The organism is Pseudomonas sp. P8_229 (assembly GCF_034008635.1).
In the GTDB taxonomy this organism is placed as follows: domain Bacteria; phylum Pseudomonadota; class Gammaproteobacteria; order Pseudomonadales; family Pseudomonadaceae; genus Aquipseudomonas.
Window position 1 is genome coordinate 700,829 of record NZ_CP125378.1, and the last position, 13,842, is coordinate 714,670.

Consider the following 13,842-nt stretch of genomic DNA (forward strand, 5'->3'; position numbering starts at 1 on the left):
TCCGGAGATCGCCATGCCCCTCCTCAACCACCTGCTGTCCTGGAGTGCCGTGCTGCTGGTACTCGATGGTCTGCTCTGGCACTTCACCCCCTTCACCCACCGCGCGCCGAAAGTCGCTGTTCGGCTGGCGCTGTTTCTCGGCTTCAGTGCACTGATCATCAACGCCGGCATCAGCCCGTTGCTGGCGCCAGTGCTTACCGATGACCGCGTGGCGCAGCTCGGCGCGACGGCGCTGGGGATTGTCTGGTGGCTGTACGCCGCACGCGTTTTGACCGAAGTGATCGGCCTGGTGCTGATGCGGCGTATCGGCCACAGCGGTCGGCTGTTGCAGGACGTGATTGGCGCGCTGGTGTTTCTGGCGGCGATCGTCGCGGCCGCCGGCTATGTGCTGGATCTGCCGGTCAAAGGCTTGCTGGCGACCTCCGGGGTGGTGGCGATCGTGGTCGGTCTGGCGCTGCAAAGCACCTTGAGCGACGTGTTTTCCGGGATTGTACTCAACACCACCAAGCCGTATCAGGTGGACGACTTCGTGGTGATCGACGGCGTCGAGGGCAAGGTGCTCGACATTGACTGGCGCGCCACGCACCTGTTGACCAGTGTCGGCACCCTGGCCGTGGTGCCGAACTCGGTGGCGGCCAAGGCGAAGATCGTCAATCTCAGTCGCCCGACCAACCTGCACGGTGTCTCGATCAGCATCAAGGTGCCAAATCATATCCGCCCACGGCGGGTGCTCGACGCCCTCGACCGCACACTGCAAGGCAGCAGCAGTCTGCTGTTGAATCCGCCGCCCAAAGCCGTGTTGAAAGAGGCCGGTGAAGAGATGTCGGAGTACGTCGCCAGTGGCTTCATCAGTGAGCTGGGCAAGAAAGGCGAGGTGCGCAATCAACTGTTCGACCTCGCCCACCGTCATCTCGAAGCCGCGGGTATTTCCCGGCATCCCGATGGCGTGATCGAGCCTTCGACCCGCGCCCGGGCACTGCTCGATGAAGTGAAAGTGTTCCGCTCGTTGAGTCATGAGGAACGCGATCGCCTCGCCGAATCGATGGTCGCGCAACAGTACGCAGCCGGTCAGGTAGTGTTGGGGCTGGATGAAGTCCCCGACAGTCTGTTTGTCATCGCCACTGGCGTGGTCAGCGCAACCGTGCCCGATGGCAGTGGCCAGACCGAAGCCGGGCGCATGGGGCCGAGCGAGGTCATGGGCGAACAGAGCATCCTCGCCGACACGCCGTCGCAAGCCACGTTCACGGCGCTGACGTCGAGCATCATCTACCGCCTCGACAAAGCCCTGACCCGCCAATGCATGGAGCAGCGCAGCGAAGTCGGTCAGGCGCTGAACAAACTGCAGGCCGTGCGTCAGCAGAACAGCCGCCTCGCGTTGATGGCGAAACCGGCGCCGATGCGCAAGGGCGGTTTTCTTGGGTGGCTGCAAAACCGCTAGCCCCATCAGACAGTTGAACGCCACAGGGGATGGTGGGTTGCGCCTCTTTTTACTGCACATGAAAATGCCCGCAATCAAGCGGGCACTTTCAGTTCAAGCAATTACTTGGCAGTGAACTTGGTGTAGCTGTTGATCAGGTTGCGATAGTTCGGCAGGCGTTCGGACAGCAGATGCGCCAGGCCTTCCATGTCGTTGCGCCAGTCGCCCTGCAGCTCGCACGCCACCGAGAACCAGTTCAACAGTTGCGCACCGGCGGCCGACATCCGCGCCCACGCTGCTTGTTGCACGGTGGTGTTGAAGGTGCCGGACGAGTCGGTAACCACAAACACTTCATAGCCTTCGGCGATGGCCGACAGGGTCGGGAACGCTACGCAGACGTCAGTCACCACACCGGCGATAATCAGTTGCTTGCGGCCGGTGGCCTTGATCGCCTTGACGAAGTCTGCGTTGTCCCAGGCGTTGATCTGGCCTGGGCGCTGAATGAACGGCGCGTCCGGAAACTGCTCGCGCAGCTCCGGCACGATCGGGCCGTTGGGACCGGCGTCGAAGCTGGTGGTGAGGATGGTCGGCAATTTGAAGAACTTGGCGATGTCGCCCAGCGCCAGCACGTTGTTCTTGAACTCGTTGGGCGTGAAGTCCTGCACCAGCGAGATCAGACCGGTCTGGTGATCGACCAGCAGCACGACTGCATCATCTTTGTTCAGACGTTTGTAGGGAACGCTCATGGGAAACTCCTTGGGATGGATGTTGCGGGAAGCGCCGTACCGGTTGGCCGGCGCTTTTTTTGTAGGAATCAGAAGGCGAAACAGGAACAGCCGAACGCGCCCCAGAACCCGGCGAAGTCGCTGACCGGTGCGTTCGACAGACGCGCTTTTTCGTGGCTGTGCGAGTGCACCGCGCAGGCGCCAACGCATTGATGCACCTGCGCCTGCAATGGCGAGTTCGGCCGCCAGTGGCCCGGAACCTTGACCACCGGCGACCAGTCCGGCAGCACTGGAATCGAGCGTGGGCCAAGGTCTTCGAAATCGCCGGCGGCGTAGACGATCTTGCCGCCGACCACGGTCAGCACCGACTCGATCCACTTGATCGCTTCTTCCTCGACATGGAAGAAATCCGCGCTCAGCGCCGCCAGATCCGCCAGTTGCCCGACCTTGATCTGGCCCTTCTTGCCCTGCTCGGAGGAGAACCACGCACTGCCGTGAGTGAACAGCTCCAGCGCAGTGGTGCGCGGCAGACCTTCTTCGTACAACGCCAGACCGCCAACGGTGCGACCGCTGACCATCCAGTACAGCGAGGTCCACGGGTTGTAGCTGGAAACCCGCGTAGCGTCGGTGCCGGCGCCTACCGGTACACCTTCGGCGAGCATGCGTTTGATCGGCGGCGTGGCCTCGGCCGCCTGCGCGCCGTAGCGATCGACGAAGTACTCGCCCTGGAACGCCATGCGGTCCTGAATCGCGATGCCACCGCCCAGCGCCCTCACCCGCTCGATGTTCTGCGGGGTGATGGTTTCGGCGTGATCGAAGAACCACGGCAGACCGTTGAACGGAATGTCGCGATTGACCTTCTCGAACACGTCGAGCATGCGGCTGATCGATTCGTTGTACGTGGCGTGCAGACGGAACGGCCAGCGCTGCTCGACCAGGTGGCGCACCACCGGCTCCAGCTCCTGCTCCATGGTTTGCGGCAGGTCCGGGCGCGGCTCGAGGAAGTCTTCGAAGTCGGCGGCGGAGAACACCAGCATCTCGCCGGCGCCGTTGTGTCGCAGATAGTCGTCGCCCTGGTGCAGGGTGACGCTGCCGGTCCAATTCTGGAAGTCGCTGAGCTCTTCTTTCGGTTTCTGGGTGAACAGGTTGTAGGCGATGCGCACGGTCAACTGGTCGTCCTTGGCCAGTTGCTCGATCACCTGATAGTCGTCCGGATAGTTCTGGAAACCACCGCCGGCATCGATCGCGCTGGTCAGGCCGAGGCGATTGAGTTCGCGCATGAACTGACGGGTCGAGTTGACCTGATATTCGAGCGGCAGCTTCGGCCCCTTGGCCAGCGTCGAATACAGAATCATCGCGTTCGGCCGCGCCACCAGCATCCCGGTCGGGTTGCCGTTGGCATCCCGGACGATCTCGCCACCCGGCGGGTTCGGCGTGTCGCGGGTGTAACCGGCCACCCGCAGTGCGGCGCGGTTGAGCAGCGCGCGGTCGTACAGGTGCAGGACGAACACCGGCGTGTCCGGCGCGGCCTGGTTGAGCTCTTCGAGGGTCGGCATGCGTTTTTCGGCGAACTGGAATTCGTTCCAGCCACCGACCACGCGCACCCATTGCGGGGTTGGCGTGCGGTCGGCCTGCTCCTTGAGCATGCGCAACGCGTCGGCCAGCGACGGCACGCCTTCCCAGCGCAGTTCGAGGTTGTAATTGAGGCCGCCACGGATCAGGTGCAGGTGCGAATCGTTGAGGCCGGGGATCACGCAGCGGCCGTGCAGGTCGATCACTTGCGTGGCCGAATCACGCAGGGCCATGGCCTGGGTGTCGTTACCGACGACGACAAAACGGCCGTCCTTGATCGCCACCGCACTGGCCAGCGGTTTGCTGCGGTCGACGGTGTGAAATTGGCCATTGAACAGAATCAGATCGGCGTTCATCGCAGTTCCTTCCGAGTAAATGAATGGGGTTCAGCGTGACGGCTGTTTGGCCGGTTCGATGTGAGCATGGGCCTGACCGGCTTCCAGCCACGGCGCAAACAATCGGGTCACGCGGGGCATGAACACGTACACCACCGACAGGACGATGGTCAGGGTGATCAGGAACGTGGCGACCACGTAATTGGAAAGCAGCGGATGCAACTTGAGCAGCGGCCCCCAGATCAGTGGCACCAGCAAGGTGTGCGGCAGAATCACCAGCAGGGTGATCACCGCTTGTTTCCAGCGCGGCGGCGGCTTGGCGGCATCGGCCAGCGGCGCGAACCAGAACTCGTTGACCGGCGCGACTTCAGTCTGGTCGCCATCGGCGAGCATTGGCGCCGCTTCGTCGACCAGCGCCTGACGTTGCGGCGACTCCAGCCACAGCTGCATGGCCGCCGTGGAGCAAAAGCGCAGCACGCAGGTGTAAGTGTCCAGGCCTTTGAGCTTGCCGCGCACCACGTCCACGCCCAGATGGCCTTCGCGTTGCCCGGCGATCCGGACGATGTTGCGCAACCACGCCTCGTAAGGCTGTTCAAGTCCGGCCTTGACCCGGTGCTTGACGATCAGGGTCACGGTCTCATCGGACCCCGGTGCTTTTGGACTCAGGGCTTCAGGCATGACGCAGCACTCCGGGCAAGCGAACATTGAACGCCAGCCGTCCCGGCCCGGCGATGAACACAGTGGCGAACAGGATCAACAGCAACCAGCCGAACTGCCCCTCGGCCACACTCCATTGCGGATGCACGACCAGCAGCGCCACCAGCAGCACAAAGAGAATAGGCAAGCAGGCCAATCGCGCCAGCACCCCGCCGACGATCAGTAGCGGGCAGAGGACTTCGGCAAAAATCGCCAGGCTGAGGGTGAGGTGCGCGCCGAGGTGGAACGGGTCCTCGATCTGCTGCAATTGCGCGTTGAAGTTCAACAGCTTGGGCAAGCCGTGGACCCACAGCAGAAACAATCCGCCGCTGACCCGCAGAAACAGCAAACCGACGTCCCGCGCCCGTTCATCCTTTTGAGAAGCGTTCATGACCTCACCCTTTATTTCTTATCGGGGTGAATCATGCTCGGTGCGGGCGGGGGGAAATTGGATGGATGTGCTCTCTTTCAGGCGGGCGGGATGTCCAGTGGCGCCGCCATGAACTGGCTGATCCGCGAGCGCAGCCAGCGTTCGGCAGGGTCGTTGTCGTGCACCCCGCTCCACGCCATCGACAGCTGCGCCGCATCGATCGGGAACGGCGGATCCTCGGCGCGCAGGTTGCAGCCTTCAACCAGTGCACAGGCAGCGTAATCCGGTACGGTGGCGATCATTTCGGTGCCGGCGAGCAAGGCGCGCAAGCCACTGAACTGCGGCACGCCGAGTACCACGCGGCGACGGCGGCCGAGTTTGGCCAGGTCGAGGTCGATGTTGCCGCTCAAATCACCGGAAAACGACACCATCGCATGCGGGCGTTCGCAGTATTCGTCGAGGGTCAGTGGCCCCGGGCGGTCGTCACCGCGCAGCACCTTGCAGGGGATGTCACGCAGCTTCTTGCGCTTGGCGTTGGCCGGCAGATCGGTGGTGTAGCTCACGCCGACGGAGATTTCCCCGGACGCCAGCAGCGCCGGCATCAGCAGAAAGTTGGCGCGGCGCACCACGACAACGATCCCCGGCGCCTCCTGCTGAAGCTGGCGCAGCAGCGGCGGAAACAGACCAAATTCGGCGTCGTCCGACAGGCCGATACGGAACACGTCGCAACTGCTCGCCGGGTCGAATTCCTTGGCCCGGCTGACCGCGCCGCAAATCACGTCCATCGCCGGTTGCAGCTCCTGCAGGATCGCCAGTGCGCGGGCGGTCGGCTCCATGCTGCGGCCGTTGCGCAGCAGCAACGGGTCATCGAACAGGTCGCGCAAACGGCCAAGCGCAGCGCTCACTGCCGGTTGGCCCATGAACAGTTTTTCGGCGACGCGGGTCAGGTTCTTTTCGAACATCAGCGCTTCGAAAATCACCAGCAGGTTCATGTCGACGCGGCGTAGATCGTTACGGTTCATGGGCTCCAGCTCCTTCGATGAGCAGACGTCAGTGCTGTGCACTTTACGTGATCAACGGTGCTTTGCGCGTGGGTCAGGCCCGCGAATTAACAACGATTAACTCGTCAGTCTGCGCCGCCCGTCTTAACAATGAAGGCCTCTGCGCAGCGTTGTTTTTTGCCCCGAGGGAACACGCCCGGTGTGTGTTCCCCCCACGACACGGACCTTGGCCATGGCTCATCTACAGCAATCCGTTGCCCTCGCCCCTGCCAGCGAACCCGGCAAGCCTCCCCTCGGTGGCCTCAGCCCGCAACGGGAGCGGCAGGTCAAACAACTGATTCTCGAACGCCTCGGAGAAAGCCTGGAAGTGGCCGAGCTGGCACGTGCCTGTTCGCTGTCACGCAGCCATTTCTCCCGGGCGTTCAAGGCCAGCACGGGTCAGGCACCGCAGGACTGGATCCGCGAACAGCGCATCGCCCGCGCCAAGCTGTTGATCCGCCATACCGGCCTGAGCCTGACGCAGATCAGTCTGGAGTGCGGCTTCTGCGATCAGGCGCACTTCTGTCACATGTTCACCCGTAGCGAAGGGATCAACCCGTTCGCCTGGCGCTGCCAGATCATGCGCGAAGGCAAAGACACCAAGACACGGCCCATGAACTTTTGAGCGTTACCCAAGAACCTGCCGTTGCACTGATGGCCAAACCTGAGGAATATGCTGCGATACCTTGCACCAGACGGTCTGCGTCTTCACGCAGCGCCCCTGTGCCCGGATCGCCGCATCACCGCAGGAGTGTGCTGTTGAGTCTTTCCCCGAATCAGGCCATCGGTTTCGGCCCCTATCGGATATACACCGGGCAACGACTGGTCATGGAAGGCGATCAGCCGCTGCGCCTGGGCCGGCGCGCCATGGATATTCTGCTGATGCTGCTGGCGCATGCCGGCGAAGTGGTGAGCAAACAGCAGTTGCTCGCCGGCGTGTGGCCGGACAGCGTGGTCGAAGATATCAATCTGCGGGTGCACATGGCCGCCCTGCGCAAGGCGCTGGGCGATGGCCAGGCCGGTCAGCGCTACATTGTCACCGTGGCCCAGCGCGGCTACAGCTTCGTCGCCCCGCTGACGGTGCAGGCCAGCGAACAACGCCCGCGCGAAGCGGCTCCGGGTCGACACAATCTGCCGTTGCGCCATACCCGGATGATCGGCCGCCAGCCGCTGGTCGATAGCCTGATGCAGCAACTGCCGCTGCAGCGTTGCATCACCTTGGTCGGCCCCGGCGGGATCGGCAAGACCACCGTCGCCCTGCGTGTTGCCGAACAGTTGATCGGACGCTACCGCGACGGCATTCGCCTGCTGGATCTGGCGCCGCTCAACGACCCGGCGCTGATCGCCTCGCAACTGGCGACCCTGCTCAATCTGTCGGTGCATGACGGCGAGCCGATGACGGCGGTGATCAACGATTTGCGCGAGCGGCAGATGCTGCTGGTGATCGACAATTGCGAGCACCTGATCGATGCCGTGGCACTGCTCGCCGAGAGCCTCCTGCGTGGCGCACCACAGGTGCACATTCTGGCCACCAGCCGCGAAAGCCTGCGCGCTGAAGGCGAGTTCGTGCAGCGTCTGGATTCACTCGACTGCCCGCCGGCGACAAGCGGTCTCGATCGCCAACAGGCGATGGCTTTTGCCGCGCTGCAACTGTTCGTCGAACGGGCCATGGTCGCCCACGAACACTTTGAGTTGAGCGACGCCGAGTTGCCGCTGGCAATTGAAATCTGCCGGCGCCTGGACGGTATTCCATTGGCGCTGGAGCTGGCGGCGGCGCAAGTCGAAAGCCTCGGCCTGAGCGGCTTGCTGCAGCAGTGGCAGGATCATCTGCATCCACTGGCGGCAGGCAACCACCAGCGCCATGCGCGGCACCAGACGTTGCATGCCACGCTGGACTGGAGTTTCAACCTGCTCACGCCCTGTGAGCAGACCTGCCTGCGTCGCCTCGGGGTGTTTCGCGGCAGCTTCAGCCTGGCGTCGGCCGCGGCGGTGATCGTCGGGCAGCATATCGAGCCCGTGCAGGTGCTCGCGGCAGTCACGCAACTGGTGGCCAAATCGCTGCTCAATGTGGATGTCGGCGATGAACAAGTGTTCTATCGACTGCTCGATACCACGCGCCATTACGCGCTGGAAAAACTCGGACACAGCGGCGAACGTGAAACCCTGCGCGAACGCCACGCCGAGCGCTATCTGACGTTGATGGAACAGGCGCAAGCCGAGTGGGAACACACCCCGACCACGCAATGGATCGAGCGTTATGCCCGAGGTCTGGAAGACCTGCGCGCCGCCCTCGACTGGAGTTTGTACGGTGCCGGGGCACGCGCTCTTGGAGTCCGTCTGACGGCGACGTCGGCCGCGCTGTGGCAAGAACTGTCATTGCTCAAGGAATATGGCGCTCATGTGCGCCAGGCATTGACCTTGCTCGCCAGTGCCGAGCAACCCTGCCCACGGCTGGAAATCGCCCTGCAACTGGCGCTCGGCAGTGCCTGCTACCACACCTGGGGCGGTTCGCCGGAGACCATCGAGGCCTTCACTCAGGCCAACGCGCTGGCGCAACAACACCGCGACGTCGCCGGGCAACTGCGCGCGATATCCGGACACCTGGCGGTCAATCTCAGCTGCGGCCATTACCAGGCAGCCTTGCAGCAAAGCGCACAGTTCGACCGCCTCGGGGGCCACGACGACCCGCTGCTGTCGTTGAGTATTCATCGCTTGCGGGTGCTGGCCCTGCACTTTGCCGGTGACCAGCCGCAAGCGCGGATCAGCGCCGAACAAGTGATCCAGCGCATGGCCCACAGTGGCTATCGCAACCGGTTCACCCACGGCTTTGGCGTGCAGTACGACCAGAGCGTGGCTTCACTGACCATTCTCGCCCGGGTGCTATGGCTGCAAGGGTTTCCCGAACAGGCATGGCGCACTGCGCGGCAGGCACTGGACATCGCCGTGCAGATCAACCACGGCACCTCGATCTGTTACACCCTGGCCCTGGCCAGTTGCCTGATCGCGCATTACAACGGCGACCCCAAGACCGCCCGCGCGCTGTTGCAGCTGTTGCTGGAGCAGGCGCAGAAGCACTCGGTGCTGCTGTTCCACACCTGGGGACGGCACTATGCGCAGGTCATCAATGAGCGCCTGGCCCAGCCCGTCGCCCCGGCGGATAACGGGCTGATCAAGGAGCTGATGGTCACGCTTGATGCGCGCTACATCGATGAGGCCTTGCTGGAACGCGCACGCTGTGGCGCGGCAGGCTGGAGCACAGCGGAGGTTTTACGGGCCGAGGCTGAACGGTTATTGGCTGAAGAGTCGGGTTGTCCGCAGGGACGCCTTCGCGAGCAAGCTCGCTTCCACAAGAGCCCGCCTGCCTGTGGGAGCGCGCCTGCTCGCGAAGGCAATCACCCAGGCACCGCCAGCAGCGTCGAGCAGGCAGAAAAACTTCTGCAAGACGCCCTCGCCATCGCCCGATCCCAGGGCGCCCTGGCCTGGGAACTGCGCAGCGCCACGTCCCTGGCACAGCTATGGCAGCGCCAGTCCCGTCATCGCGAAGCACTGGATCTGCTGACCCCGATCTACCAACGCTTCAGCGAAGGCTACGCCACCCCGGATTTGCGCAAGGTGCGCTTACTGCTCGACGCGTTGCGCGGCGAGTTGCACACCTGAGCCGGATCGATTTCGTCCGTGGTACAGGGTATGACGGTGCACGATGTCGCTTAGCTCAGCGCTGGTTTCCAGCTGTTCACGGACATAACAGCGAACGGTATTGAGCATCCGATAGCGCAGCGGATCTGCGCCCCGCTCCACCGTCAGCCATGACTTGGCGGCCAGGCGCTCGATAATCGCCGTCAGATGCGCACCATCAATGACCTGCAACGCAGCCTCCTCGGTGAAGGCCATCTTGAACACCGACAGGCGCTGCAAGACCCGTTGCTCGCTGGCCTTGAGATCCTGATAGCTCCATTCCAGTGCGGCGTTCATGGACTGAAGCCGTGCTACCGCCGTGCGTCGACCATGACTGAGCAGGCGCAGACCGTTATCCAGTTGCGTCTGCAGCCCCACCAGCGCCAGCGCATCGATCTGCGCGGCCGCCAGTTCAATGGCCAACGGCAAGCCGTCGAGGCGCCGACAGATGTCGCACACGGTTGGCAGATCCTGCTCGCGCAGGCTGAAATCGTGCTGACGGGCACGAGCGCGGCTGACCAGCAGTTGCACTGCCGAATAGCCCATGGCCTCGTCGACAGTGCCCGGCGTCGATGCCTTGGGAAAGGTCAACGGCGCCACCGCTTGCAGGGTCTCGAGATCGGCCTGCAACGGTTCGCGACTGGTGACCAGCAGCGCCAGCCGTGGCGCCGCCAGCAGCAGTCGCTCGAGCAGCGCCCGGCACGATTCACGACGGCGTTCGCCGTTATCCAGCACCAGCAAGGAATGGCGCGAGGCTAACGACTCGAACGTGGTGTCGAGGGTGCGCAGCAGATGGTCGAGCAACGACGGAGCATCATCGATAACGGACAGATCGATGTACCAGACGCCATCGCGGTAATGCTGCAGCAGTAACTCCGCCACACGCAGTGCCACCGTGGATTTGCCGACCCCGGCCGGGCCGGTCAGGGTCATCAGCCGACACAGCGGCATTTGTCGCACCAGGCTGCCCACCAGCGAATCGCGGCCGATCACCGGGGTCAGGCGCGCAGGCAAATTATGCTGCGGGGCGTGCAGGGTTTCGAACACCACTTGCGCAACATTTCGAGCGTGCACCGGGGCGATGAAGCAATAGCCGCATTGCGGCACGTTGACGATGTAGCGCTGACCGTTCTCACCGTCGCCCAGCGCCCGGCGCAATGCAGCGATGTGCACCCGCAGGTTGATCTCCTCGACCACACTGTCCGGCCACACCCAGGCGATCAGTTGCTCCTTGCGCACCACCCGACCGGCGCGTTCGACCAGTACCTGGAGAATATCCAGGGCGCGCCCGCCCATGCGCAACTGCCGGTCACCGTCGAGGACCAGTCGTTGGCGCAGATGAAACGCGTATGGCCCAAAATACAGGACCGATGCAGCGGGCAAATCGTTGTGGCTGTTCATGCCGTTTTCCAGCGCCAGCGGGTCCGAGCTTCATGCTCTCAGCCTCCGGCGGCTCTCCCTTCCAAGCGTTACCTTTATCTTGGCAGGCGTTGGTGACGGCACAACCTCCGTGCAGGGCGCAGCACGGACATCCGGATGCACCGGACGGACAAAACCGCTCTAGCTGAACTGTTCGCGGTACTGCGCCGGGGTCAGACCGAGCTTTTCAGCGAACAGAAAACGCATGTGGCGCACGCTGCCAAAACCGCTTTTATAGGCCACGGTCTTCAACGGCAACTCGCTGGTTTCCAGAAGCTTACGCGCGCAGTCAATACGCGCGTTCTGCAGAAACTCCATCGGCGTCATGTTCACATCCCGGGCGAACACCCGCGCAAAGTGCCGGGTACTCATGTTCGCCAGACCGGCCATGCGCTCGACCGTAAACGCTTCGTCGAGGTGTTCCAGCACATGGTTCTGCACCCGGGTGATGGCAGTTTCCTGAGGGGCCACCGCCGCCATCAACGGGCTGAACTGCGCTTGCCCGCCCTGACGCTTCATCACCACCAGCAGAACCTTGGCCACGTCCTGGGCGACTTTTTTTCCATGATCCCGGGCGACGACGGCCAACGCCAGATCGATGCCGGCGGTCACGCCTCCCGAGGTGATCAGATTGCGGTCTTCGGTGTAGATCTGGTCAGTCTCCACCTGCGCCTTGGGGAAGGCCTTGATCAGCCGTTCGGTGTAGTTCCAGTGGGTGGTCACACGATAACCATCGAGCAGACCGGCATGGCCCAGCACAAAGGCACCCGTGCAGATCGAACCATAGCGGCCAGCCTGCCCCACCGACCGTTGCAACCAGGCGAGTAGCTGCGGGTGCTTTTCGTTATAGGCGCCCGGGCCACCCGGGACCAGCAGCAGGTCACAGGCCGGGGACGGATCGTCGATATGGCGATCAGTCTGCACCTGTACGCCATTGGAGGCGCGCAGCATTCCGCGCTCGGTGCCCAGGGTGAGCAACTGGTAGTGATCTTCGGCTTTCAAGTAACGATTGGCGACCGAAAACACCTCCATGGGCCCCGCCATGTCGAGCAGAAGAAAGTCAGGAAACAGCACCATTGCCACGGTTTTCATGGGTAAACATCACTGAAATCAAGGGAAAGTAGCCAGACCTCGCATTATGGCCAAGTGCGTGGAGAGCGGCGAAAAGAATGCGTGATCGGGTACACAAAACTGTCCACCTGAGAGGGACAGTGTTTCAATTTCCATCTACTTATTGCACGACTCGGTTAACAGTAACCTTCTCCTCACTCGGACGAATCAACGTCCCGCCAGGAGATTTGATCATGCTGACTATTCGCAAAGCTTCCGACCGCGGCCTCGCCAATCATGGCTGGTTGAAGTCCTTCCACACCTTTTCCTTCGCCAGCTACCGCGACCCGCGTGAGCAGGGTTTTTCCGACCTGCTGGTGATCAACGACGACCGCGTGGCGGCCGGCAAGGGCTTCGGCCAGCACCCGCACCGCGACATGGAGATTTTCTCCTACGTGCTCGAAGGCGCACTGGAACACAAGGACACCCTCGGCACCGGTTCGGTGATCCGTCCCGGTGACGTGCAACTGATGAGTGCCGGCAGCGGCGTGGCCCACAGCGAGTTCAACCATTCGGCCACCCGGCCTGTGCACTTTCTGCAAATCTGGATCGTGCCGGAAGTGGCCGGGGCCAAACCGCGCTATCAGCAGGAGCACTTCAGCGCGCAGAAAAAACGCGGTCGCCTGCAACTGATCATCTCGCCGGACGGCGCTGATGGCTCATTGAAAGTACGTCAGGACGCCCGGGTCTTCGCCGGCCTGTTCGACGGCAAGGAAAGCGCGACACTGAAATTGCCGGCCAACCGCTACGCCTACGTGCATGTGGCGCGTGGCAGCGTTGAACTCAACGGCGTGCAGTTGCAGGAAGGCGACGGTGTGCGGGTACGTGAAGAGCAGGCCCTGACCTTGAACAATGGCGTGGATGCCGAGGTGCTGGTGTTTGATCTGCAACCGCAGGAGTTGCCGCAAATGCCATAAGGCAGGGTTTCGACGCCTGCAAAAACGGCCTTCATTTGAAGGCCGTTTTTTATTGTGGTGGAAATGGGTTTGGCAGCATCGACGGTTGGGGGGCGTGAACGTCCTTGCCTGCCTGAACGGCGGCGAGGGTGGTTTGTATGGCGACATACATGTTGGCCTGGTTGGCGTAATAGGCCCCGACAACGATAGCGACGATTCCCAGTAACTGGACGGCCGTTGCTGCCCAGACGTTGGCCTTGACGGTGGCCCCTTGCCTTGCGGCGTCTTGCGCACCTTCGGCAATTTTGCGCATCTCTTGCGTAATCAGGTCGTAGCGTTTGTCTCGTTCGACTTGAGTTTTGTCACGTTCGACTTGAGTTTTGTCTCGCTCCAGCTGAACAGATAAAAACCCGTCAATTTTCATTGATACCGCATCCAGCCGAGCATCCATTCGTGTCTCGATGGTCTCGATCCTGGCATTGAACTCTTCGCGACTGATGGCGCCCATGACTTGCGTACCCTGGCCTTTACTCGTTGTGTCACGTTGAAAATGACTGAATTCCCTGGCTTTCAATTCGACACCTTTA

12 protein-coding genes are annotated in these 13,842 nt (G+C 62.5%); 4 read left to right on the top strand and 8 right to left on the bottom strand.

Going from position 1 to position 13,842, the window contains the following annotated elements; translation table 11 throughout:
- The first annotated feature begins 13 nt into the window (after window positions 1-13).
- Entirely contained in the window at window positions 14-1,438 is a 1,425-nt protein-coding gene (locus tag QMK55_RS02965) for a mechanosensitive ion channel family protein (RefSeq protein ID WP_102356709.1), read from the top strand.
- Window positions 1,439-1,539: 101 nt separating this feature from the next.
- On the opposite strand, the gene ycaC is transcribed toward QMK55_RS02965, so the two are convergent.
- The 5 genes from ycaC to QMK55_RS02990 form a co-directional block, all read right to left on the bottom strand.
- On the bottom strand, window positions 1,540-2,163 hold the full coding sequence (gene ycaC / locus QMK55_RS02970; RefSeq protein ID WP_102356710.1) for an isochorismate family cysteine hydrolase YcaC: 624 nt from the start codon (window positions 2,161-2,163) through the stop codon (window positions 1,540-1,542).
- Between the two features lie 68 nt (window positions 2,164-2,231).
- Window positions 2,232-4,070: an amidohydrolase gene (locus QMK55_RS02975; protein WP_102356711.1), complete on the bottom strand. Its 1,839-nt coding sequence runs from the start codon at window positions 4,068-4,070 to the stop codon at window positions 2,232-2,234.
- Window positions 4,071-4,100: 30 nt separating this feature from the next.
- A complete protein-coding gene (locus QMK55_RS02980) occupies window positions 4,101-4,727 on the bottom strand; it encodes an antibiotic biosynthesis monooxygenase (RefSeq protein ID WP_102356712.1) in 627 nt (208 codons plus the stop codon).
- Entirely contained in the window at window positions 4,720-5,136 is a 417-nt protein-coding gene (locus QMK55_RS02985) for a DoxX family protein (RefSeq protein WP_102356713.1), read from the bottom strand. Before QMK55_RS02985 ends, QMK55_RS02980 begins: the two co-directional genes overlap by 8 nt.
- Window positions 5,137-5,213: 77 nt before the next feature.
- On the bottom strand, window positions 5,214-6,137 hold the full coding sequence (locus tag QMK55_RS02990) for a LysR family transcriptional regulator (protein WP_320328645.1): 924 nt from the start codon (window positions 6,135-6,137) through the stop codon (window positions 5,214-5,216).
- Between the two features lie 211 nt (window positions 6,138-6,348).
- On the opposite strand from QMK55_RS02990, the gene QMK55_RS02995 reads away from it, so the two are divergent.
- Together QMK55_RS02995 and QMK55_RS03000 are read left to right on the top strand one after the other, a co-directional pair.
- The gene (locus QMK55_RS02995) at window positions 6,349-6,780 is read left to right on the top strand and encodes a helix-turn-helix domain-containing protein (RefSeq protein WP_102356715.1); all 432 of its coding nucleotides are present in this window, start codon (window positions 6,349-6,351) and stop codon (window positions 6,778-6,780) included.
- Between the two features lie 134 nt (window positions 6,781-6,914).
- A complete protein-coding gene (locus tag QMK55_RS03000) occupies window positions 6,915-9,812 on the top strand; it encodes an ATP-binding protein (protein WP_320328646.1) in 2,898 nt (965 codons plus the stop codon).
- On the opposite strand, the gene QMK55_RS03005 is transcribed toward QMK55_RS03000, so the two are convergent.
- Entirely contained in the window at window positions 9,774-11,231 is a 1,458-nt protein-coding gene (locus tag QMK55_RS03005; RefSeq protein ID WP_320328647.1) for an ATP-binding protein, read from the bottom strand. The genes QMK55_RS03000 and QMK55_RS03005 overlap by 39 nt on opposite strands.
- A 159-nt stretch (window positions 11,232-11,390) precedes the next feature.
- Window positions 11,391-12,341, bottom strand: coding sequence for a GlxA family transcriptional regulator (locus QMK55_RS03010; RefSeq protein ID WP_320328648.1), 951 nt, complete (start codon window positions 12,339-12,341; stop codon window positions 11,391-11,393).
- Between the two features lie 212 nt (window positions 12,342-12,553).
- On the opposite strand from QMK55_RS03010, the gene QMK55_RS03015 reads away from it, so the two are divergent.
- Window positions 12,554-13,276, top strand: coding sequence for a pirin family protein (locus QMK55_RS03015; protein WP_102356719.1), 723 nt, complete (start codon window positions 12,554-12,556; stop codon window positions 13,274-13,276).
- Between the two features lie 49 nt (window positions 13,277-13,325).
- Here QMK55_RS03015 and QMK55_RS03020 read toward each other — a convergent pair whose 3' ends face one another.
- Window positions 13,326-13,763, bottom strand: a complete 438-nt coding sequence (locus QMK55_RS03020) for a hypothetical protein (protein WP_320328649.1) — start codon at window positions 13,761-13,763, stop codon at window positions 13,326-13,328.
- Window positions 13,764-13,842 lie beyond the last annotated feature (79 nt).